Below are 20,603 nucleotides of genomic sequence, written 5' to 3' on the forward strand. Positions count from 1 at the left end.
ACCTTCACATCTGCGACCCGTGTCGACGCGGGCGTGGGCGGGAGACGACGCGAGCCGCCCGCGCGCCTGGACGGCGCGCGGACGGCTCGGGGAGTGCGGGTGGCGCGGGTCGCGGGCGCCCTCGCGGTCAGACGGTGTGCGTGGGTCCCAACTCCACCGGGACGCCCACAGGACGGGCGGCCTGGATCTCAACCTGCGGAAGGTGCTTGGCCGGCAGGGTCTTCGGGCGCCATCCGGCGCGGGACTTCTCGAACTCCGTGATGTCGCCCTCGTGCTGCAGCGTCAGCCCGATGTCGTCGAGGCCCTCGAGCAGGCGCCAGCGCGTGTAGTCGTCGACCTGGAACGGGACGACCACGTCGTCGCACACGATGGTGCGGCTCTCCAGGTCGACAGTCACCTCGGTGCCCGGGCGGGTCTCGAGGATCTTCCAGATGAGCTCGATGTCCTCCTGCGACGCCTGGGCCGCGAGCAGCCCCTGCTTGCCGGAGTTGCCGCGGAAGATGTCCGCGAAGCGCGCCGAGACGACGACCTTGAAGCCGTAGTCCTTGAGCGCCCACACGGCGTGCTCACGCGAGGAGCCGGTGCCGAAGTCCGGGCCGGCGACGAGCACCGAGCCGGAGGTGTACGCGGGCTGGTTCAGGACGAACTCCGGGTCGCCGCGCCAGGCCGCGAACAGGGCGTCCTCGAAGCCGGTGCGCGTGACCCGCTTGAGGTACACGGCGGGGATGATCTGGTCGGTGTCGACGTTGCTGCGGCGCAGCGGGACCCCGACGCCAGTGTGCTGGGTGAACTTCTCCATGATGCGTCTCTCGTTCTCAGTGGGCCGTCGGGGTCAGACGAGCTGCAGGTCGTCGAGCGGGCTGCCGTCGGGGGCGACGACGTCGGGGCCCAGGTCGGAGACCGACGAGAGCGTGCCCCGGATGGCCGTGGCGGCCGCCACGAGCGGCGACACGAGGTGCGTGCGACCGCCCTTGCCCTGCCGGCCCTCGAAGTTGCGGTTCGACGTGGAGGCCGAGCGCTCCCCCGGCGCGAGCTGGTCGGGGTTCATGCCCAGGCACATCGAACAGCCGGCGTTGCGCCACTCGGCGCCGAAGTCGAGGAAGATCCGGTCGAGGCCCTCGGCCTCGGCCTGCAGACGCACCCGGGCCGACGCGGGGACCACCAGGACGCGGACCGACTCGGCCTTGGTGCGGCCCTTGACGAGCTTGGCGACCGAGCGCAGGTCCTCGATGCGTCCGTTGGTGCACGAGCCGATGAAGACGGTGTCCACGGCGATCTCGCGCAGCGGCATGCCGGGCGTCAGGCCCATGTACTCGATGGCGCGCTCGGCGGTCTGGCGCTCGTCCGCGTCGGCGATCTCCGCCGGCACGGGGACGTTCGCCGACAGCGGCAGGCCCTGGCCCGGGTTGGTGCCCCAGGTGACGAAGGGCTCCAGGTCGGCGGCGCGGAGCACCACCTCGGCGTCGAACTGCGCGTCGTCGTCCGTGCGCAGCGTCTTCCAGTACTCGACGGCCTCGTCCCAGTCGGCGCCCTCGGGCGCGTGCGGGCGGCCCTTGAGGTACTCGAACGTCGTCTCGTCGGGGGCGATCATGCCCGCGCGGGCGCCGGCCTCGATCGACATGTTGCAGATGGTCATGCGGGCTTCCATCGACAGCGCGCGGATCGCCTCGCCGCGGTACTCGAGCACGTAGCCCTGGCCGCCGCCGGTGCCGATCTTGGCGATGATCGCCAGGATGATGTCCTTGGACGTGGCGCCCGCGGGCAGCTCGCCGTCGACGGTGATGGCCATCGTCTTGAACGGGGCCAGCGGCAGCGTCTGCGTGGCGAGCACGTGCTCGACCTCGCTGGTGCCGATGCCGAACGCGAGGGCGCCGAACGCCCCGTGCGTCGAGGTGTGCGAGTCGCCGCACACGACCGTCAGGCCGGGCATGGTGAGCCCGAGCTGCGGGCCGACCTGGTGCACGATGCCCTGGTCGGCGTCGCCGAGGGAGTGCAGGCGCACGCCGAACTCGGCGGCGTTGTTGCGCAGCGTCTGGATCTGCGTCCGGCTCGTCACGTCCGCGATGGGGCGGTCGATGTCGAGCGTCGGCGTGTTGTGGTCCTCCGTGGCGATGGTCAGGTCGGGCCGCCGGACGGGGCGCCCGGCGAGCCGGAGACCCTCGAACGCCTGCGGACTCGTGACCTCGTGCACGAGGTGCAGGTCGATGTAGAGGAGGTCGGGTGCGCCATCGGTGCCGCGGCGCACGATGTGTGCGTCCCAAACCTTCTCTGCCAGCGTGCCGGCCATGTGTCGTGTCCTCTCGAAGTGTCCCCCGGGCGGGTGTTACGGGGTGGTATCTCGTCGACTCACTTGCATCTCAGCCTGCGAGACGGCAATATCGACCTATGGACAACTCTAGCGGAGTCGGCGTCCTGGACAAGGCAGCGTCCGTCCTCAGCGCCCTTGAGGCGGGACCGGCGACCCTCGCCCAGCTCGTCACTGCCACTCACCTCGCTCGCCCGACCGCCCACCGACTCGCCGTCGCGCTCGAACACCACCGCCTCGTCGCCCGCGACATGCAGGGCCGGTTCGTGCTCGGACCGCGCCTGTCCGAGCTCTCCACCGCCGCCGGGGAGGACCGGCTGCTCGCCGCCGCCAACCCCGTCCTCACGGCGTTGCGCGACCACACTGGGGAGAGCGCGCAGCTCTACCGCCGACAAGGCGATCAGCGTATCTGCGTCGCCGCCGCCGAACGCCCGATCGGCCTGCGGGACTCGATCCCGGTGGGCGCCACGCTGACGATGCAGGCCGGCTCCGCCGCGCAGATCCTGCTCGCCTGGGAGGAGCCCGACCGGCTGCACCGCGGCCTGCAGGGCGCGAAGTTCACCGCGACGATCCTGTCCGGCGTCCGGCGCCGCGGCTGGGCGCAGTCCGTGTCCGAGCGCGAGGTCGGCGTCGCGTCGGTCTCGGCTCCCGTGCGCGGCCCCTCGGGGCGCATAGTCGCGGCAGTGTCCATCTCCGGCCCGCTCGAGCGGCTCTCCCGCCAGCCCGGCCGCCTGCACGCCGGCGCGGTCGTCTCGGCCGCCAACCGGCTCACCGAGGTGTTGCGCCGCACGGGCGAGTAGGCGCGCACCACTCACGAGGATGACCCAGCGGGACCGGAGGACGGCACAAGCCGACTCCGGTCCCGCTGCGCATGGGGCGCCCGTCGTGCGGCGCGGGCCGGACGCGCGGACGATGGGCCGGAAGAGGCCTGTGCCGCAAGACCGTGCCGGAGGTGGAACCGTGAACGAACGCCCTGAGCGCCCCCAATCCCCCGAGCCGGAGCCGCGCGCGCCGGACCCGCATGGGCGCGCGAGCGTCGACGGCGCGCTGCGCCTGGTGAAGGGCTACACCGAGGCCGAGCGCCCCGAGATCGTCGCCGCCCTGCACAAGCTGGACCCACTCCTGGAGGGGTACACCGCCGAGCAGGTGGACCTGGCGCTGGACCGCAAGGACGCCGAGCACCGCGTCCAGACGGTCACCCTGGTGCTGAGCATCGCCGGGGAGCCGGAGCTCGTCGCCCATGCCGAGGACGCCGACCCGCTGCGCGCGCTGCACATCGCACGGGACGAGTTGGACAGCCAGCTCCGCACGCGCAAGAACAAGCGCGAGCAGCACATCCGCGACCCGCACCGGAGGTGAGCGGGGCCGCGTGACGTACCCCACATCCCGCGCTGCGCGATGAGACACGTGGTGAAAGAACGACGAAGGCCCGGTCACCTGATGGTGACCGGGCCTTTCTCGACGTACCCCCGACCGGATTCGAACCGGCGCTACCGCCGTGAGAGGGCGGCGTGCTAGGCCGCTACACAACGGGGGCCTGCAACACTTGAGCCAACAACCTGCGAGTCTCCTCGTCGGCTGCCGGGTGACAACTCTACCGGATGTTCTCCGGAGCCTTTGCCAACCGCTGGGGTACCAGGACTCGAACCTAGACTAACTGAACCAGAATCAGTCGTGCTGCCAATTACACCATACCCCATGGGGTATGACCCCCACGCTGCCACCCGCCCCTGACCAGCCCTGAGACCTGTCCTGTGCGGGTTTTCCGTGGTTGCCCTACCGCCGGGAAACACTACCCGACTGATCGGGCCGCTCCAAACCGCGCGGCCGTCGGGGGCTGGGCGCTACGCCCCGACCCCCGCCGCCGGGAGCAGGATCTGGTCGATGATCGCGAGGCCCGAGTCGGCGGTGAGCGGCGCGTTCAGGAAGACGGTGTTGTACAGGACCATCGCCGGCAGGGTGAGCGCGAGGAGCCCGAGATCGCGGTCGGGCGCGATCTCGCCGCGCGCCTTGGCACGTTCGAGCAGCACCCAGATCAGCGTCTTCAACGGCTCGAGCAGCCGCTCCCGCACCACGGCGGCCAGTTCGGGCTCGCGCGGGAACGCGGAGCACAGGCCCGCGATGATCCGGCACTTGCGGTCGTCGAGCTGCGGGTCGGCCACGCGGCTCACCGCGATCAGGTCGCCGCGCAGCGTGCCCGTGTCCGGCAACTGGGCCAGGTCTGGGGTGAGGTTCGCGAGGGTCCCCACGGCGTCGACGACGAGGTGCGCCTTGGAGGGCCAGCGCCGGTAGAGCGTCGCCTTCCCCGCCTTGGCGGACGCGGCCACCATCTCGATGGTCATGGCGTCGTACCCGTGCTCGGCGAGGACGTCGAGCGCGGCCTCGAGGATCACCGCGTCTCGCGTGTGGTCCCGCGGCCGTCCGAGCGATGTCGGGACGTGGAGTGCCGCCTCCACCTCGGCGTCGACTGCCCGCTGGAGGTCGCTGATCGCCTGCTTGAAGCCCATGTCGTCGCGTCCCGTCATCCCTCAGGGCCTGGTCGAGAAGCCCATTTCCGCCAGCGTAGGCCATCACATCGATACGAGAGCGTTTCAGAACGAGACCGTTCCGTTCCGAAACGCGTCAGTCTCGTATATGGTCGATTTCTGACGCCTCGCGAGGGGCAGCAGCCGACCCGGGACCGCTGGGCCGGTGACCCACCCGGTAGACCGGACCGCGCTGTGGGCGAGGCCGGCTGATTCGTGAGGAGCTCTCATGGCGTCCTTCCTGTACCGGCTCGGCCGGCTCTCCTTCCGACGGCGGCGGACCGTCATCGCGCTGTGGCTCGCCGTCCTGGCCGCCGTGTGGGCGGGCGCGGCGACACTCTCGGGCCCCACCGCCAACACGTTCTCGGTCCCCGGGACGGAATCGCAGCGAGCCGTCGACCTCCTCGAAGAGCGGTTCCCCGAGGTCGCGGCCGGGAACGTCAGCGCACGCGTCGTCCTCGCCGCTGACGAGGGCTCCCGCCTCGACGACCCCGACGCCGCCGAGGCGGTGCAGGCCGTGCTCGACGAGCTCGCCGAGGCGCCGCAGGTCGCCTCCGTCGTCGACCCGTTCGCGGCCGGCCTCGTGAACCCTGACGCCACCGTCGCACTGATCCAGGTGGCCTATGAGGTGGGCCCCGGCGATGTCACCCCCGAGGCGCGCGACGCGTTGGAGGCCGCCGCGGAGACCGGCCGCGATGCGGGCCTGACCGTCGAGATGGGCGGTGACGTCCTGGATGAGGAGTCCGAGGACGCGAGTGTGCTGATCGGGCTCGCGGTCGCCGCCCTGGTGCTCGTGCTCACATTCGGGTCGTTCGTCGCCGCCGGGCTCCCACTGCTCACGGCCCTGCTGGGCGTGGGCCTCGGAGTGGGAGGCATCGCGATCGCGAGCGGGTTCGTCGGCCTGAGCTCCACGACGCCCACCCTCGCCCTCATGCTCGGCCTGGCCGTCGGCATCGACTACGCGCTGTTCGTCGTCTCCCGCTACCGCGGCGAGCTGGCCGAGGGCCGTGACCCCGAGGATGCGGCTGGCCGGGCCGTGGGCACCGCGGGCTCGGCGGTGGTCTTCGCCGGTCTCACGGTGGTCGTCGCCCTCGCCGCGCTCACCGTCGTGGGGATCCCCGTGATCACCGAGATGGGCCTGGCGGCCGCCGGCACCGTCCTGGTCGCCGTCCTCATCGCCATCAGCCTGCTGCCCGCGCTGCTCGGCGTGGCCCGCAAGCGCATCCGCCCCCGCTCGACCCGCCGCCAGCTCGAGACCGGGGCCGGGCCGGCGAAGCCCGCGCTGGGCCTGCGGTGGGGGCGCGCCGTGGCGCGCCGGCCCATCCCCGTCCTGGTGGCGGCGGTCCTGGGGCTCGGCGTCGTCGCGCTGCCCGCCCTCGACCTGCGCCTCGGACTGCCTGACGGCTCCGCGGCCGCCGAGGGCAGCACCGAGCGCGAGGCGTACGACCTGCTGAGCGACGCCTTCGGCCCAGGCTTCAACGGGCCGCTCACCGTGGTCGTCGACGGCGCGGAGGACCCTGAGCGGGCCGCCGCGGAGGCCGGCGAGGCCATCTCCGGCATGGACGGAGTCGTGGCCGTGTCACCGGCCACGGTGAACCAGGCGGGCGACACAGCGGTGTTCCAAGTCGTCCCGGCGAGCGGGCCGAGCAGCGTCGAGACGCAGGACCTCGTCACCGCGATCCGCGACCGCGCCGAGGGCCTGCGCGACGATATCGGCGCGTCGATCTCGGTCACGGGCCAGACGGCCCTGAACATCGACATCTCCACGACCATGACGGACGCCCTGCTCCCCTACCTGGCGGTCGTCGTCCTCCTCGCGCTCGCCCTGCTGACCCTCGTGTTCCGCTCCGTGCTGGTCCCGCTCAAGGCCGTGCTCGGATTCCTGTTGTCGATCGCGGCCACGTTCGGCGCGGTCGTCGCGGTGTTCCAGTGGGGCTGGGGGGTCGAGGCGTTCGACCTCGCCGCGGCGCCGATCCTCAGCCTGGTGCCGATCCTCGTCATCGGCGTCATCTTCGGGCTCGCCATGGACTACGAGTTCTTCCTGGTGACCCGCATGCGCGAGGAGCATGTCCACGGCGCGGGCCCACGGGAGGCCGTGGTGGTCGGGTTCGGCCACGGCGCCCGGGTCGTGACGGCTGCGGCGGCCATCATGATCAGCGTCTTCGCCGCGTCCATGCTGTCCGACGACTTCATCATCGCCATCCTCGGCTTCGCGTTCACCGTCGCGATCCTCTTCGACGCGTCCGTGGTCCGCATGACGATCGTGCCGGCGGTGATGGCCCTGCTGGGCGAGCGGGCCTGGTGGCTTCCGAGGTGGCTCGACCGCCTCCTGCCGAACGTCGACATCGAGGGCGAGTCGCTGCGCCGCAACCTCGAGGCCGCCGATCGTCGGCCGGTCGAGAAGGCAGCGGTCTGAGCTGAGGGGTCGCCGCGGGGCGGTGGCGTCATGGGCGCCACCGACCCCGCGCCAGGCCCCTACAGTCCGAGCGCCCCGGGCAGCTCGGCCAATGAGCCCACCACGATCACGCCGGCGGCGACGGCCGCCTCGACGTCTCCGTCGGTGATCTCGTGGCGCCGGGCCCCGGGGCGGTCCACCCACACGCCCACCAGTCCCGCGCGCACCGCCGCGGCGGCGTCCACGTCGAGCTCGTCGCCCACGTACGCCGTCCGCGAGGGCTCCGTGCCGAGCCTGCGGCACGCCTCCAGGAAGACCTCGGGCCGCGGCTTGCCGAAGCCGAGCGTGTCGACGCCCACCAGCATGGGGACGGTGTCCCCGAAGCCCGCACGCGCCAGCTTGCCCGTCTGATAGGCAGTGGCCGCATTGGACAGCGCGCCCACCGCGACACCCGCGTCCAGCAGTCCCCGGACGGCCTTCTCGGCGTCGTCCAGCGGCTGCCACGACGAGGAGAACGCCTCCTCGAAGATCGCGTCCCAGGCGTCGTATCCGGCCTCGTCCAATGAGGGGCCGCCGAACGCGGCATGCAGCTCGTTGGCGCGGGTCATGCGCTGGCCGCGGTATGTGGCCTCGCCGCGCGTGTAGGCGGCGTAGTGGCCCCCCGCGTCCCGGCGCCACATGGCCACGACCTCGTGGTCACGCTCGGGGCCTAGGTGGGGCAGGTAGTGGCGCGCTGTGCGCGCCAGCGCCCGGGTGAACGCCCCACGGGTGTCCACCAGGGTGTCGTCGATGTCGAACAGCACTCCGTCGACGCTCATCGCGCCTCACTTCCAGTCGGATCGGGTCCCGGGATGCCCATGCCCGGGAAAGTGCGCGGCGCAGGCGGCCGACGGCCGACCCACCCGCCGGGGACCTCGCGCGCGACCCCGGCCCGGTCCGCGTGCCGCGCCACCACGAGGGCGGCCGCGGCGAATGCGACCACGTCGAGCAGCACGATCCACGGCGACGCCGAGGTGGCGCCCAGGGACGCCTCCAGGTCTCCGTAGGCGATGGCCACGGCGAAGACCACGACGTTGTTGACGGTGTGCACCGCGATCGCGCCCTCCAGTCCACCGGTGCGCCACACGAGCAGGCTCGCCAGCAGGCCGAAGACGAACCGGTCGGCGAAGAGCCACGGGTCCTGGGCGCCGTGCGCGAGGGCGAACAGGGTCGCCGAGACGAGCGCCGGCAGCACGAGCGCGAGCCGCGCGCTCGCACACCAGCTGCCGATGGCCTGGGTGAGCCACCCGCGGAAGAAGTACTCCTCCCCCGCGGCCTGCAACGGGGTGGTCAGCAGCACCACCAGCGCCAGCGCGAGCCACTGCGGCTCGGGCGCGAAGGCCAGCAGGTCGCCGAACGCCCCGGACGTGGCGGCGTCCACCACGATGGCGGCGAGCAGCATCGGGACGAGGACGAGCGCGGCCCGGGTCGTCGAGGCCAGCAGCAACGGCCAACGGAGCCGTCCGGCCACCGAGGAGACGAACCCCGGCCGCCACCGCTGCCCGGCCCACACGGCGAGGCCCGCGATGGGGATGCCCATCGCCAGCGCCAGGTTCGTCGACAGCAGGCCCCAGGGGGTCACGAACCAGGCGTCCTCGACGAACGCCGGAGTGCCCACCGCGCCGCTGAGGCTCAGCAGCGCGTACACCGCCAGCACCAGCGTCAGCCCGATCACCGCGATGAGGCCGGCGCCCAGCACCACAGCGCTGCCCAGCAGCGGCCGCCACCAGCGGTGCCACGGCCCCCGGAGGGCCTGCGGGTACGCGCGGGGCTCCCAGGCTTGCGCGGGCGCCCCCGGAGGCCGGGGAGCGTCCGGTGCAGGCGCAGGCCCAGGCGGCGCCGGGGGCCCGACGCCCGTCATCTGCGGCCCGCGGTCACAGGCTCGCGCGCAGGGCCGCGAGGCGCGTCAGCGTCGACTCCTTGCCGAGGATCTCCATCGACTCGAACAGCGGCGGGGAGACCCTCCGGCCCGAGAGCGCGGTGCGCAGCGGCGTGTACGCGAACCGGGGCTTGATGCCCAGCCCGTCGACGAGCGCGGCCTGCAGCGCGGCCTGGGTGGCCTCGGTGGTGAATCCGTCGGCGGGGATCGCCTCGAGCGCCGCGGTGGCGGCGTCGAGCACAGCCGGGGCCTCCTCGCGGAGCCCGGAGCGGGCATCGTCCTCGACCACGACGGCGTCGTCGGCCACGAAGAAGAAGCCGAGCATGCCGGGCGCCTCGCCGAGCAGCGTCATGCGCTCCTGCACCAGCGGCGCGGCGACGTCGAGCAGCGCGCGGTGCGCGGGCTCCAGGTCGGCGTAGGACGACGCCGGCACGAGGCCCGCGGCGTGCAGGTACGGGACCAGCCGGTCACGGAAGTCGTCGGGGGCCAGCATCCGCAGGTGCGCGGCGTTGATCGCCTCGGCCTTCTTCAGGTCGAAGCGCGCCGGGTTCGGGTTCACGTCCGTGATGTCGAAGGCCGCCACGAGCTCGTCCACCGAGAAGATGTCGTTGTCGGGCGAGATGGACCAGCCGAGCAGCGACAGGTAGTTCAGCAGCCCCTCGGGGGTGAAGCCGCGCTCGCGGTGCAGGAAGAGGTTCGACTCGGGGTCGCGCTTCGAGAGCTTCTTGTTGCCCTCCCCCATGACGTACGGCAGGTGCCCGAACGCGGGCATCACCGTGGCGACCTCGATGGCCAGCAGCGCGCGGTAGAGCGCGACCTGGCGGGGGGTGGAGGAGAGCAGGTCCTCGCCGCGCAGCACGTGCGTGATGCCCATGAGCGCGTCGTCCACCGGGTTGACCAGCGTGTACAGCGGCTGGCCGTTGCCGCGCACGATCACGTAGTCGGGCACCGAGCCCGCCTTGAACGTGATGTCGCCGCGCACCAGGTCGGTGAACGTGATGTCCTCGTCGGGCATCCGCAGGCGCAGCACCGGCTCGCGGCCCTCGGCGCGGTACGCGGCCTTCTGCTCGTCGGTCAGCGCGCGGTCGTAGCCGTCGTAGCCGAGCTTCGGGTCGCGCCCGGCGGCGCGGTGGCGGGCCTCGATCTCCTCGGGCGTCGAGAAGGACTCGTAGGCGAACCCGGCCTCGACGAGACGGCGTGCGACGTCCCGGTACAGGTCCATGCGCTGCGACTGCCGGTACGGCTCATGCGGGCCGCCCACCTCGACGCCCTCGTCCCAGTCCAGGCCCAGCCAGCGCAGCGCGTCGAGGAGCTGGAGGTAGCTCTCCTCGGAGTCGCGCGCCGCGTCGGTGTCCTCGATCCGGAAGACGAACGTTCCGCCGGTGTGCCGCGCGTACGCCCAGTTGAACAGGGCGGTGCGGATCAGCCCGACGTGCGGGGTGCCCGTCGGCGAGGGGCAGAAGCGGACACGGATCGCGGAACCGGTGGGTGCGTCAGAGGCTGCAGAAGTCACGACGCCAGCCTATCCGCGCGGGCCCGCGGTCAGGCGCGGCGCAGCACCGGGTTGCGCAGCACGCCGATGTCCTCGACCTCGACCTCGACGATGTCGCGGGCCTCGATCTGGCTGACCCCGGCGGGCGTGCCCGTGAGGATCACGTCGCCCGGGAGCAACGTGAACACCTCGGAGATGTACGAGACCAGGTACGCCACGTCGAAGATGAGCTGCGACGTGCGGCCGTCCTGCTTGAGCTCGCCGTTGACGCGGGCCCGCACCGCCAGGTCGTCCACGTCCAGGCCGGGCACGATCCACGGGCCGATCGGGCACGAGGTGTCGAAGCCCTTGGCGCGGGTCCACTGCGAGTCCGAGCGCTGCGCGTCACGGGCCGTGACGTCGTTGGCGACGGTGTAGCCGAAGACCTGCGCGAGCGCGTGCTCGGGCGCCACGTTCTTGGTGACCTTGCCGATGACGACTGCCAGCTCGGCCTCGTGGTCGACGTGCTCGGTCCACTCGGGCAGCACGATCGGGTCGTCCGGGCCGATGACCGCGGTGTTCGGCTTGAGGAAGAGCAGCGGCGCCGGGGGCAGCTCGTTGCCCATCTCGGCGACGTGGTCGGCGTAGTTGCGCCCCACGCCGATGATCTTGGAGCGCGGGATGACGGGCGCCAGCAGGCGCACCCCGTCGTCGTCCAGCGGGATCCGCTCGCCGGTCGGCTGGACCGGGGTGTAGATGGGGTCTCCGGTGATGACCAGCAGCTGCTCCGAGCCGGGCTCTCCGTCGACCAGGGCGTAGCGGGGGTCGTCCCCCGTGGTGAACCTCGCGATGCGCACGAGCCAACCCTAGATCAGGCGCGGCGCCTCGGCCGCGCCTGATCAGTCAGTCAGACGCGGGCGATGACCTCGCCGTGCAGGATCGTGAACCAGCCGTCCTCCGCGCGGCCCCACTCGCGCCAGGCCTCGGCCAGGTGCTCGAGGCCGACGTCGTCGGCGAGCCCGTACTCGATGGCCTGCGCGGCGAAGTTCGACGCGACGGCACGGTCGGCCCACAGCTCAGACCACCAGGTGCGGTCCTCCGGGGTGGCGTAGCACCACACCCCGGCGCCGGGCGCGATGCCGGCCGGGTCGAAGCCCGCGGCCCGCACCCAGCTCTGCAGGCGGCGTCCGGCGTCGGCCTCGGCGCCGTTGGCCTGCGTGACCTCGTGGTACAGCGCGAGCCACTCGTCGAGGCCCGGCGAGGCGGGGTACCAGGTCATGGCGGCGTAGTCGGCGTCGCGCACGGCGACGACCCCGCCGGGCTTGGTGGCGCGCTTCATCTCGCGCAGCGCGGCGACGGGGTCGGTGAGGTGCTGCAGCACCTGGTGCGCGTGCACCACGTCGAAGGTCCCGTCGGCGTACGGCAGCTCGTAGACGTCGCCGACCACGAACGTGGCGTTCTCGGCGCCCGCCTCGGCAGCCGCCTCGCGGGCGGCGTCGATGACCGTGGCGGACCTGTCGAGGCCGATGATCTGCGCGGGGGCGATCCGCCCGGCGAAGTCGATGGTGATGGTGCCCGGCCCGCAGCCCACGTCGAGCACGTGCGCGCCTGGCCGCAGGTACGGCAGCAGGTAGCCCGCGGAGTTCTCCGCGGTGCGCCACCTGTGCGAACGCAGCACGCTGTCGTGGTGCCCGTGGGTGTAGACGTCCTGCTTGGCCTGGGTGCTCACACCTCACTGTAATCCGGACACATGACTCCGTTTCAACCGCCGGACCAATTCGTCTCCCAGGATGAGATGCCAGGCGGGGTGAGCCCTGCCGCCTACGCTGGGCGGGTGAGCCAGCCCGTGCATGCCGAGCGCCTCGCGCCGGCGGACTGGCGCCCCCTCGCCGACGCGCACCAGGCCCGCGCCGATGCGCTCACCGCCGCCCACCGCGCCCGCAAGGCGAACTGCGAGCGCCACCCCGTCGACGACTTCCTCTACGACTACTACGGCGTCAAGCCCTCACTGCTGCGCCGCTGGCACCCCGGCGCCGGCGTCACCCTCGCCGCCACGGACGACGGCCCGGCCGAGCACGCCGGCTGGCGCTGGTACCGGGCCGACGCCGACGGCGCCGTGACGCTCGACGTCGAGGCCTTCCTCGCCGACCGCGCCGACACCGTCGCCTACATCCGCGAGCTGCTCACGGCCACCGCCGCCCGCCCCGCCCACACCGGCTGCTTCGGCATGCACGAGTGGGCGATGGTCTACCGGCAGGACGACACCCGCCGCCGGCACACCCTGCCGCTGCGACTCGGCCGCGAGGGCACCGACGCCGTCGTCGAGCAGCACCCCCTGCGCTGCACCCACTTCGACGCGTTCCGCTTCTTCACCCCCGAGGCGGTCCCCCGCAACCGCGAGCCGCTGACCCGCGAGACGCAGGCAGCCCGCGAGCAGCCCGGCTGCCTGCACGCGAACATGGACTGCCTCAAATGGGCGCTCAAACTCGGGCCGCTCGTGCCGGGCGACCTGCTGCTCGACTGCTTCGAGCTCGCGCGGGACATCCGCACTCTCGACATGCAGGCCTCCCCGTACGACGTGTCCTCGCTCGGCGAGCACGCCGTGGCCGTCGAGACCCCCGAGGGGAAGGCCGAGTACGTGCGCCGCCAGCGGGACTACGCCACGCGCTCTAACGAGCTGCGGCGAAGGTTGTTGGACGTCTGCGATCTCGTCCGGGCGTCGGAATGACGTCCGCGAGCGCCGAGCGCCCTGTGGCGGCCGTCCGCCGGTAGCGTGCGGTGGGTGGAGCGCCTCGGGGGGGTCGACGTCGCGCGGGGCCTGGCCGTGCTCGGGATGATCACCGCCCACCTGGCGCCCGGCGCCGCGGGCGACCCGTGGCCGCGTGGCGCCGTGCAGATCGCGGACGGCCGCTCGTCGGCGCTGTTCGTCGTCCTGGCGGGGGTGGCCGTGGCGCTGCTGTCCGGCGGCGCGCAGCCTGTCGAGGGCGCCGAGCGTGCGCGGGCTCGCCGCCGCATCGTCATCCGTGGCGCACTGCTGATCCCGCTGGGCTTGGTGCTGGAGCTGTTCGGGGCTCCGCTGGCGCTGATCCTGCTGCAGTACGCCCTGCTGTTCGTGCTGGTCGGGCCGTTCCTGGGGTTGCGCGCGCGCACGCTGCTGGCGGTCGCCGCGGTGGTGGCCGTGGTGGCGCCGCCGTTGGTCTTCGCGGCACGTGACTGGCTTGTCGCGCAGCCGCCGACCGGCTTCGAGCCGCTCACCGACCTGGTCGTGGGGCCGCACTACCCCGTCGGCGTCTGGATCGCGTACCTGCTGGCAGGGCTGGCCGTGGGGCGGATGGACCTGCGCTCGCCTCGCGTCCGCCGGGTGATGATCCTGCTCGGCGCGGCGATGGCGGCCACCGCGCACCTGCTGTCATGGGCGCTGCTGCAGGCCGGGCCAGCGTCGGCCGGCCTGATGCGGCTGGTGACGACCGAGCCGCACTCGAGCACCGCGTTCGAGGTGGTGGCGAACACCGGCGTGGCGGTCGCCCTGCTCGGCCTGTGCCTGCTGGCGCATGACCGGGCGCCACGCCTGTTCATCCCCCTCGCGGCCACCGGGGCGTTGGCGCTCACGGCCTACGTCGGGCATGTGGTGGTGGTGGGGCTCCTGGGCAGCCACGTGGTGTGGCAGCCGCGCGACGCGATCTGGGCGGCGTTCGTGCTGGTCACGATGGCGTTCTGCACTGCCTGGCGGCTGTGGCTGGGCCGCGGCCCGCTGGAGCGGGCGCTGCACGCGGCCTCGACCCGCGCCGCCGACCTGGGCGCCCCACAGCAGGACGCCGCCGCAGCCGTGGGCCGGTGAGCGCTCGGGCGTCCCCCTCGGCCGCCCGAGCGCTCACCGCCAGTCGAGCAGGGCCTCCCCCGCGTCCACCTGGACGCCCCGCTCCACCCGCCGGGTCAACGACTCCGGCGCCGCCTCCAGCACCACCACGGGGCACACGGGCGACCGTCCGCCGCGCGCCACCGCCGCCGGGTCCCAGGTGAGCAGCGGCTGCCCGGCGGCGACCTCGTCCCCCTCGGCCACACGCAGCGCGAACCCCTCGCCCCCGAGCTGCACGGTGTCGATGCCGAGGTGGACCAGCACCGCCACCGATGCCGAGCCCGCCGGCGCCTCGATGACGAAGGCGTGCGGGTGCAGCTTGACGACGCGGCCGCTGACGGGAGCCAGCACCGTGTCGGAGCCCTCCGCATCGGGCAGGATCGCCATGCCCGGCCCCACCAGCTCGCCGGAGAACACGGGGTCGTCGACGTCGGCGAGCAGCAGGACGGTCCCCCGCACCGGGGCCAGGATCGTGAGGGGGGCCATCAGCGCAGCTCGCCGATGTCCGAGGCGAGCGTGTCCGCCTCCGGGCCCACCACCACCTGGACGACGTTGCCCGACGCCACCACCCCGAACGCGCCAGCGGCCCGCAGGGCCCGCGCGTCGACCAGGGCGCCGTCGGCCACCTCGACCCGCAGCCGGGTGATGCACGGCTCGAGGTCGAGGATGTTCGCGTCACCGCCGAGCGCCTCGACGATCCGCATCGCCTTGCTCGTCGCGGCCCGCTCGCTCATGTCCCGCTCCTTCGTGGTGGCGCCTGCCTGGTGGTCACATCAGCTCCTCGAGGTCGCTGGCCAGGGTGTCGACTCCCGGGCCGACCACCACCTGCACCACGCGCCCGGAGATCATCACCCCGTAGGCGCCCGCGGCCCGCAGCGCCGCCGCGTCGACCTGGCCGGGCGCCTTGACAAGCGACCGCAGCCGGGTGGTGCACGGCTCGATCTCGTCGATGTTGCCGACGCCGCCGAGCGCGGCCAAGATCGCTGCCGCCTGCTCGCGCTGGCTCTGCGGTCCGCGCATCGTCGTCATCTCCTCACTCGACTTCTCACGCCGCTGGGGGCGCGGGTTGGCGGGGCACGAGCACGCGGGTCGGGGCGCCGAGGGGCACCCACACGCTGTAGCGGTCCCCGCGGTAGCAGGCCCGCGAGTAGGCGCACGGCCCGGACTCGGCGAAGGTTCGGCGCTCGGCGCGCAGCACCGCGCGCCTGCCCCGCATGCCGAGCAGTGCCGCCTCCCGGTCGTCGGCCTCGTCGGCGGTGAGCGTCTCCTCGCCCCAGGCCGGGACCAGGCCGAGCCGCCGCAGCGCGTCGTAGACGCTGCCGGGCGCCCCGCCCGCGAAAAGGTCGGGCGCCAGCGCCACCGGCACCCAGGTCTGCTCGATGCTCATGGGCGTCCCGTCGGCGTACCGCACCCGGCACAGGTAGTGCAGCGGCCGCCCGGCGAGGGTGCCCAGCGCCTCGGCCACGTCGGCCGGGGCGGGGACGCGCTCCGCGGCGAGGACTTTGCTGTCGGGGCGCATGCCGCGTCGGCGCATCTCCTCGCCGAAGGTGGTCAGCCGCATCTCGAAGTCGACCCGGCGCGGGGCCACGAAGGTCCCGCGGCCCTGCTCGCGGGCCAGCAGTCCGTCGGCGACCAGGCCGTCGACGGCCTGGCGGACGGTCATGCGGGCGACGCCGAAGCGCTCGGACAACGCGCGCTCGGAGGGGATCGCATCACCGACGTCGAGCTCGCGTGCCACGAGGTCGGCGAGGTACTCCCGGACGGCGAGGTGCTTGCGCTTGCCACTCGCCGTGTGCTGCTCGGACGCGTGCTGCTCGGGTGTGTGCTGCTCGGACGCGTCGGTGGGCTGCTCGGTCTCCATGCGACCGCTCCCTCCGTGCGCGCGCTCCGTGGCGGGCCTCTTGACGTCATCATGAGGTCTAGACCAGTGTGAGCGCAACAGGTCTAGACACGTGTGTCACCCAGCTCGGAGCCGGGACCCGACGCGGTCCGCGACGACCTCCGACGGGCAACGGCAGCGCGCCCCGCCCACGCGCAGCCACCCTCGATCGCGCCGGACGTCAGCACCCAGGAGTGCCCATGACTGCCACCGCCGCCAGCCCTGCCACCACCTCGCGTGGGCTCCCCGGGCTCGCCCAGCTCCAACGCATCGGCCGCTCGCTCATGCTCCCCATCGCCTCGCTGCCCGCGGCGGCGCTGCTGCTGCGCCTCGGGCAGGACGACATGCTCGGCTCCGACGGCCTAGGCGCCCACGCGCCCTGGCTGCTCCCCGTGGCCGACGTGCTCGCCGCGGCCGGCGACGCGCTCTTCGGCCACCTGGCCCTGCTCTTCGCGCTCGGCGTCGCCATCGGCTACGCCCGCAAGTCGGACGGCTCGACGGCGCTCGCGGCCCTCGTCGGGTACCTCGTGTTCGAGGGCGTGTCCGATGCGCTGTCGCCGTACGTGCTCGGCGAGCCGCCCGCGGGCGAGGACCAGGAGCTCATCAACTACGGGGTGCTGGGCGGCATCGTCATCGGCCTCGTCACCGCGCTGCTCTACCAGCGCTACCACCGCATCGCGCTGCCGCCCTACCTCGCGTTCTTCGGCGGCCGCCGATTCGTCCCCATCGTCGCGGCGGTGGCGGCGATCGGCATCGCGGTGGTCGGCGCGCTCGCCTACCCCGTGTTCAGCGCGGCGCTGACGGCGGTGGGCGACTGGGTCACGGGCAGCACGATCCTCGGCGCGTTCGTCTACGGCACCCTCAACCGGCTGCTGCTGCCTTTCGGCCTGCACCACCTGCTGAACTCGCTGCCGTGGTTCCAGTTCGGCTCGTTCACCGACGCCGACGGCGAGGTGTGGAACGGCGACATCGCCCGGTTCCTGCACGGGGACCCCACAGCGGGCGCCTTCATGACGGGGTTCTTCCCGATCATGATGTTCGCGCTGCCCGCCGCCGCCCTGGCGATCGTGCACACGTCACATGCGCGGAATCGCAAGCTCGTCGCGGGGATCATGGGATCGGCCGCGCTGGTCGCGTTCGTCACCGGCGTCACGGAGCCGCTCGAGTTCGCGTTCGTGTACGTCGCGTACCCGCTGTATGTGATCCACGCGGTGCTCACGGGCACCTCGCTCGCCCTGGTCAACGCGCTGGGCATCCGCGACGGGTTCGGCTTCTCCGCTGGGGCTATCGACTATCTGCTGAACTTCCGCATCGCCGAGCGGCCGTTGTTGCTGCTCGTGATCGGGCTGGGCTATGGGGTCCTCTACTACGTGCTGTTCCGCTGGGTCATCACGCGGTGGAACCTGCGGACGCCGGGGCGCGAGCCCGATGACGAGCCCGCCGACGGCCTGCTGGACGCTGCCGCGAGCGCCCCGGCCACCGCGGCCCAGCCGTCCGAGCCCGACGACGACGCCGTCCCCGCCGACCGGCACACACCCTGAGCCGCGCCATTCCCACGACTCCCCACAGGCCCCTCGCCCGCGCGGGACCGGCCCACGGCCAGGCCTGGGACACTGGGCCCGTGCCCGAATCACGTCTGACCCTCACCGAGCGGATCCCCGCCGACCCCCACGACCCCGACGCGCTGTACGAGGCGTTCACGGGCTGGGCGGCGGACGAGGGCCTGGACCTGTACCCGCACCAAGCGGAGGCACTGCTCGAGCTGGTCTCCGGCTCGCACGTGATCCTCTCGACCCCCACGGGCTCTGGGAAGTCGCTGGTGGCCGTGGCGGCGCACTTCGTGGCGCTGGCGCAGGGCCGCCGCACGTACTACACCGCCCCGCTCAAGGCGCTGGTCAGCGAGAAGTTCTTCGCGCTGGTCGCGGCCTTCGGCTCCGAGAACGTCGGTATGATGACGGGCGATTCGGCGGTGAACCCGCAGGCGCCGATCATCTGCTGCACTGCCGAGATCCTGGCCAACACCGCGCTGCGCGAGGGGCCCGACGCGGACGTCGGGCAGGTGGTGATGGACGAGTTCCACTTCTACGCCGACCCGCAACGCGGCTGGGCGTGGCAGGTGCCGCTGCTGGAGCTCACCTCCGCGCAGTTCGTGCTGATGTCCGCCACACTCGGCGACGTCGCGTTCTTCGCCGAGGACATCACGCGGCGCACAGGCGGCGACGTCGCCGTCATCGCGAACGCCGAGCGCCCCGTGCCGCTCACCTTCAGCTACGCCGTCGAGCCGCTGCACGAGCTGCTCGAGGAGCTGGTGCAGACCAAACGCGCCCCCGTGTACGTGGTGCACTTCACGCAGAAGGAGGCCGTCGAGCGCGCCCAGTCGCTGCTGTCGATGAACCTCGCGACGCGTGAGCAGAAGGACGCCATCGCCGCCGAGCTGGGCGCCTTCCGGTTCGGCCCCGGCTTCGGCAAGACGCTGTCGCGGCTGCTGCGCCACGGCATCGGCATCCACCACGCCGGGATGCTGCCCAAGTACCGCCGGGTCGTCGAGCGACTGACGCAGAAGGGCCTGCTCAAGGTGGTGTGCGGCACCGACACCCTGGGCGTCGGGATCAACGTGCCCATCCGCACCGTCGTGCTCACCTCGCTGGTCAAGTACGACGGGGTGCGCATGCGACACCTCTCGGCGCGGGAGTTCCACCAAATCGCGGGCCGGGCGGGCCGCGCGGGGTACGACACGGTCGGCGAGGTCATCGTGATGGCCCCCGAGCACGTCATCGAGAACCGCAAGCTGCTGGCCAAGGCGGGCGACGACCCGAAGAAGATCAAGAAGATCGTCCGCAAGAAGGCCCCCGAGGGCGCCGTCAACTGGACGGACAAGACCTTCGAGCGCCTGCGCGACGCCCCGCCCGAGCCGCTGACCTCCAGCTTCGCGGTGAGCCACGCGATGGTGCTCAACGTGCTCGCGCGCGAGGGCGACCCCGTGGCCGCGATGACCCGGCTGCTCACCGACAACCATGAGCCCGAGGCGCACCGCTCCGGGCACATCCGCCGGGCCATCTCGATCTACCTGTCGCTGCGCACCGCCGGCGTCGTCGAGCGCGTGGCCCTGCCGGACGACGGCTCGGGCCGGCGCCCCACCCCGCGCACCGTGCGGCTCACCGTCGACATCCCCGCGAACTTCGCGCTCAACCAGCCGCTGTCGCCCTTCGCCTTCGCGGCCCTCGACCTGCTCGACCGCGAGGACCCGTCCTACGCGCACGACGTCGTGTCGATCATCGAGGCCACCCTCGACGACCCGCGCCAGGTGCTCGCCGCCCAGCAGAACAAGGCGCGCGGCGAGGCCATCGGCGCCATGAAGGCCGACGGCATCGAGTACGACGAGCGGATGGCCCTGCTGGAGGAGGTCACCTACCCGCGCCCGCTCGCCGAGCTGCTCGGCGCGGCGTTCATGACCTACCGCAAGACCAACCCGTGGATCGCCGACCACGAGCTCTCCCCCAAGTCCGTGGTCCGGGAGATGCACGAGAAGGCCATGACGTTCGCGGAGTACGTCTCCGCGTACTCCCTCGACCGCACCGAGGGCGTGCTGCTGCGCTACCTGGCCGACGCCTACCGCGCCCTGCGGCAGACCGTGCCCGACGACGCCCGCACCGAGGAGCTCCACGAGATCGTCGAGTGGCTCGGCGAGCTGGTCCGCCGCACCGACTCGAGCCTGCTCGACGAGTGGGAGCGGCTGCGCAACCCGCTCGACGAGGAGGGCGCCGACGCGCCCGGCGGCGTGGACGACGACACCCCGCCGCCCGTCACCGCCAACCCCCGGGCCTTCCGCGCCCTGGTGCGCGGCGCGATGTTCCGGCGCGTCGACCTCGCCGCGCGCGAGAAGTACGGCGCCCTGGCGGCGCTCGGGGACCTCGACGCCGACGGCGCCCCCTGGGACTCCGAGCGGTGGGCGCAGGCCCTCGACCCGTACTACGACGACCACGACGAGATCCTCACCGGCGGTGCCGCGCGCGGCCCGGCGCTGTTCCAGGTCACCCCGGGCGCCACGACCTGGCAGGTGCGGCAGATGCTCGACGACCCCGAGGGCGACCACGACTGGCGCATCGACGCCGTGGTGGACCTCGCCGCGTCGGACGCCGCCGGGGAGGTCGTGCTGCGGATCACGGACGTCGGCCCGCTGTAAGCGCCTCGCAGCGCCCGACGCCCGTCGGGCGCTGCCCGGCCCGCCCGGTCACCCGAGCCGTCCTAGGCTGG

The 20,603-nt window shown here is 72.7% G+C and carries 19 protein-coding genes and 2 tRNA genes; 7 read left to right on the top strand and 14 right to left on the bottom strand.

The window, feature by feature from the left end:
- Positions 1-127 precede the first annotated feature (127 nt).
- Both leuD and leuC read right to left on the bottom strand, forming a co-directional pair.
- The gene (leuD, locus tag QUV83_RS09375; protein WP_289564132.1) at positions 128-799 is read right to left on the bottom strand and encodes a 3-isopropylmalate dehydratase small subunit; all 672 of its coding nucleotides are present in this window, start codon (positions 797-799) and stop codon (positions 128-130) included.
- A gap of 33 nt (positions 800-832) precedes the next feature.
- Positions 833-2,287, bottom strand: coding sequence for a 3-isopropylmalate dehydratase large subunit (gene leuC / locus QUV83_RS09380; protein WP_289564135.1), 1,455 nt, complete (start codon positions 2,285-2,287; stop codon positions 833-835).
- Between the two features lie 98 nt (positions 2,288-2,385).
- Here leuC and QUV83_RS09385 point away from each other — a divergent pair, with 98 nt between their 5' ends.
- On the top strand, positions 2,386-3,105 hold the full coding sequence (locus QUV83_RS09385; RefSeq protein ID WP_066587483.1) for an IclR family transcriptional regulator: 720 nt from the start codon (positions 2,386-2,388) through the stop codon (positions 3,103-3,105).
- Between the two features lie 160 nt (positions 3,106-3,265).
- On the top strand, positions 3,266-3,664 hold the full coding sequence (locus QUV83_RS09390) for a hypothetical protein (RefSeq protein ID WP_289564137.1): 399 nt from the start codon (positions 3,266-3,268) through the stop codon (positions 3,662-3,664).
- A 105-nt stretch (positions 3,665-3,769) separates the two neighbouring features.
- Here QUV83_RS09390 and QUV83_RS09395 read toward each other — a convergent pair.
- The 3 genes from QUV83_RS09395 to QUV83_RS09405 all read right to left on the bottom strand — a co-directional run bounded on the left by QUV83_RS09395 (position 3,770) and on the right by QUV83_RS09405 (position 4,830).
- Positions 3,770-3,842: transfer RNA gene (locus QUV83_RS09395), tRNA-Glu, on the bottom strand.
- A gap of 90 nt (positions 3,843-3,932) precedes the next feature.
- Positions 3,933-4,004, bottom strand: a tRNA-Gln gene (locus tag QUV83_RS09400).
- A gap of 145 nt (positions 4,005-4,149) precedes the next feature.
- Positions 4,150-4,830 carry a TetR/AcrR family transcriptional regulator gene (locus QUV83_RS09405; RefSeq protein WP_289564139.1) on the bottom strand — a complete coding sequence of 227 codons (681 nt, stop codon included), beginning with the start codon at positions 4,828-4,830 and terminating at the stop codon, positions 4,150-4,152.
- A 229-nt stretch (positions 4,831-5,059) separates the two neighbouring features.
- On the opposite strand from QUV83_RS09405, the gene QUV83_RS09410 reads away from it, so the two are divergent.
- Positions 5,060-7,246, top strand: a complete 2,187-nt coding sequence (locus QUV83_RS09410; protein WP_289564141.1) for an MMPL family transporter — start codon at positions 5,060-5,062, stop codon at positions 7,244-7,246.
- A gap of 59 nt (positions 7,247-7,305) precedes the next feature.
- Here the strand turns inward: QUV83_RS09410 and QUV83_RS09415 are convergent, their stop codons facing one another.
- From QUV83_RS09415 to QUV83_RS09435, 5 genes are all read right to left on the bottom strand, one after another.
- On the bottom strand, positions 7,306-8,043 hold the full coding sequence (locus QUV83_RS09415; protein ID WP_289564143.1) for an HAD family hydrolase: 738 nt from the start codon (positions 8,041-8,043) through the stop codon (positions 7,306-7,308).
- Positions 8,040-8,963 carry a CPBP family intramembrane glutamic endopeptidase gene (locus QUV83_RS09420; RefSeq protein WP_289564145.1) on the bottom strand — a complete coding sequence of 308 codons (924 nt, stop codon included), beginning with the start codon at positions 8,961-8,963 and terminating at the stop codon, positions 8,040-8,042. The genes QUV83_RS09415 and QUV83_RS09420 overlap by 4 nt, the downstream gene beginning before the upstream one ends.
- A gap of 175 nt (positions 8,964-9,138) precedes the next feature.
- The gene (gene gltX / locus QUV83_RS09425) at positions 9,139-10,656 is read right to left on the bottom strand and encodes a glutamate--tRNA ligase (protein WP_289564147.1); all 1,518 of its coding nucleotides are present in this window, start codon (positions 10,654-10,656) and stop codon (positions 9,139-9,141) included.
- Between the two features lie 29 nt (positions 10,657-10,685).
- Positions 10,686-11,471: a fumarylacetoacetate hydrolase family protein gene (locus tag QUV83_RS09430; protein ID WP_289564149.1), complete on the bottom strand. Its 786-nt coding sequence runs from the start codon at positions 11,469-11,471 to the stop codon at positions 10,686-10,688.
- A 50-nt stretch (positions 11,472-11,521) separates the two neighbouring features.
- Positions 11,522-12,343: a class I SAM-dependent methyltransferase gene (locus QUV83_RS09435; protein WP_289564151.1), complete on the bottom strand. Its 822-nt coding sequence runs from the start codon at positions 12,341-12,343 to the stop codon at positions 11,522-11,524.
- A 105-nt stretch (positions 12,344-12,448) separates the two neighbouring features.
- Here QUV83_RS09435 and QUV83_RS09440 point away from each other — a divergent pair, with 105 nt between their 5' ends.
- Both QUV83_RS09440 and QUV83_RS09445 read left to right on the top strand, forming a co-directional pair.
- A complete protein-coding gene (locus QUV83_RS09440) occupies positions 12,449-13,342 on the top strand; it encodes a 3-methyladenine DNA glycosylase (protein ID WP_289564153.1) in 894 nt (297 codons plus the stop codon).
- Positions 13,343-13,396: 54 nt separating this feature from the next.
- Entirely contained in the window at positions 13,397-14,452 is a 1,056-nt protein-coding gene (locus tag QUV83_RS09445; protein WP_289564155.1) for a heparan-alpha-glucosaminide N-acetyltransferase domain-containing protein, read from the top strand.
- A gap of 33 nt (positions 14,453-14,485) precedes the next feature.
- Here QUV83_RS09445 and QUV83_RS09450 read toward each other — a convergent pair whose 3' ends face one another.
- From QUV83_RS09450 to QUV83_RS09465, 4 genes are read right to left on the bottom strand one after another with little or no spacing between them, the layout of a single operon-like run.
- Positions 14,486-14,956 carry a PTS sugar transporter subunit IIA gene (locus tag QUV83_RS09450; RefSeq protein WP_289564157.1) on the bottom strand — a complete coding sequence of 157 codons (471 nt, stop codon included), beginning with the start codon at positions 14,954-14,956 and terminating at the stop codon, positions 14,486-14,488.
- Positions 14,956-15,204, bottom strand: a complete 249-nt coding sequence (locus tag QUV83_RS09455; RefSeq protein ID WP_289564159.1) for a glucose PTS transporter subunit EIIB — start codon at positions 15,202-15,204, stop codon at positions 14,956-14,958. Before QUV83_RS09455 ends, QUV83_RS09450 begins: the two co-directional genes overlap by 1 nt.
- 34 nt (positions 15,205-15,238) lie before the next feature.
- Positions 15,239-15,490 (bottom strand): glucose PTS transporter subunit EIIB, encoded by a 252-nt coding sequence (locus tag QUV83_RS09460; RefSeq protein WP_289564161.1) that lies wholly within the window; start codon positions 15,488-15,490, stop codon positions 15,239-15,241.
- Positions 15,491-15,515: 25 nt separating this feature from the next.
- The gene (locus QUV83_RS09465) at positions 15,516-16,331 is read right to left on the bottom strand and encodes a GntR family transcriptional regulator (RefSeq protein ID WP_289564163.1); all 816 of its coding nucleotides are present in this window, start codon (positions 16,329-16,331) and stop codon (positions 15,516-15,518) included.
- 218 nt (positions 16,332-16,549) lie between these two features.
- Between QUV83_RS09465 and QUV83_RS09470 the strand changes: the two genes are divergently transcribed.
- Positions 16,550-17,890 (top strand): PTS transporter subunit EIIC, encoded by a 1,341-nt coding sequence (locus QUV83_RS09470; RefSeq protein WP_289564164.1) that lies wholly within the window; start codon positions 16,550-16,552, stop codon positions 17,888-17,890.
- 95 nt (positions 17,891-17,985) lie between these two features.
- Entirely contained in the window at positions 17,986-20,532 is a 2,547-nt protein-coding gene (locus QUV83_RS09475) for a DEAD/DEAH box helicase (RefSeq protein ID WP_436231900.1), read from the top strand.
- The last annotated feature ends 71 nt before the right edge of the window (positions 20,533-20,603 follow it).

Source organism: Cellulomonas cellasea (assembly GCF_030372105.1).
GTDB lineage: Bacteria > Actinomycetota > Actinomycetes > Actinomycetales > Cellulomonadaceae > Cellulomonas_A > Cellulomonas_A cellasea_A.

Bases quoted from the DNA above. Each gene is read 5' to 3' on its own strand.
- QUV83_RS09460 (WP_289564161.1), bottom strand. From the start codon at position 15,490: ATGCGCGGACCGCAGAGCCAGCGCGAGCAGGCGGCAGCGATCTTGGCC.
- QUV83_RS09455 (WP_289564159.1), bottom strand. From the start codon at position 15,204: ATGAGCGAGCGGGCCGCGACGAGCAAGGCGATGCGGATCGTCGAGGCG.
- leuC (WP_289564135.1), bottom strand. From the start codon at position 2,287: ATGGCCGGCACGCTGGCAGAGAAGGTTTGGGACGCACACATCGTGCGC.
- QUV83_RS09470 (WP_289564164.1), top strand. From the start codon at position 16,550: ATGACTGCCACCGCCGCCAGCCCTGCCACCACCTCGCGTGGGCTCCCC.
- QUV83_RS09415 (WP_289564143.1), bottom strand. From the start codon at position 8,043: ATGAGCGTCGACGGAGTGCTGTTCGACATCGACGACACCCTGGTGGAC.
- QUV83_RS09450 (WP_289564157.1), bottom strand. From the start codon at position 14,956: ATGGCCCCCCTCACGATCCTGGCCCCGGTGCGGGGGACCGTCCTGCTG.
- QUV83_RS09385 (WP_066587483.1), top strand. From the start codon at position 2,386: ATGGACAACTCTAGCGGAGTCGGCGTCCTGGACAAGGCAGCGTCCGTC.
- QUV83_RS09410 (WP_289564141.1), top strand. From the start codon at position 5,060: ATGGCGTCCTTCCTGTACCGGCTCGGCCGGCTCTCCTTCCGACGGCGG.
- QUV83_RS09405 (WP_289564139.1), bottom strand. From the start codon at position 4,830: ATGACGGGACGCGACGACATGGGCTTCAAGCAGGCGATCAGCGACCTC.
- QUV83_RS09465 (WP_289564163.1), bottom strand. From the start codon at position 16,331: ATGGAGACCGAGCAGCCCACCGACGCGTCCGAGCAGCACACACCCGAG.
- leuD (WP_289564132.1), bottom strand. From the start codon at position 799: ATGGAGAAGTTCACCCAGCACACTGGCGTCGGGGTCCCGCTGCGCCGC.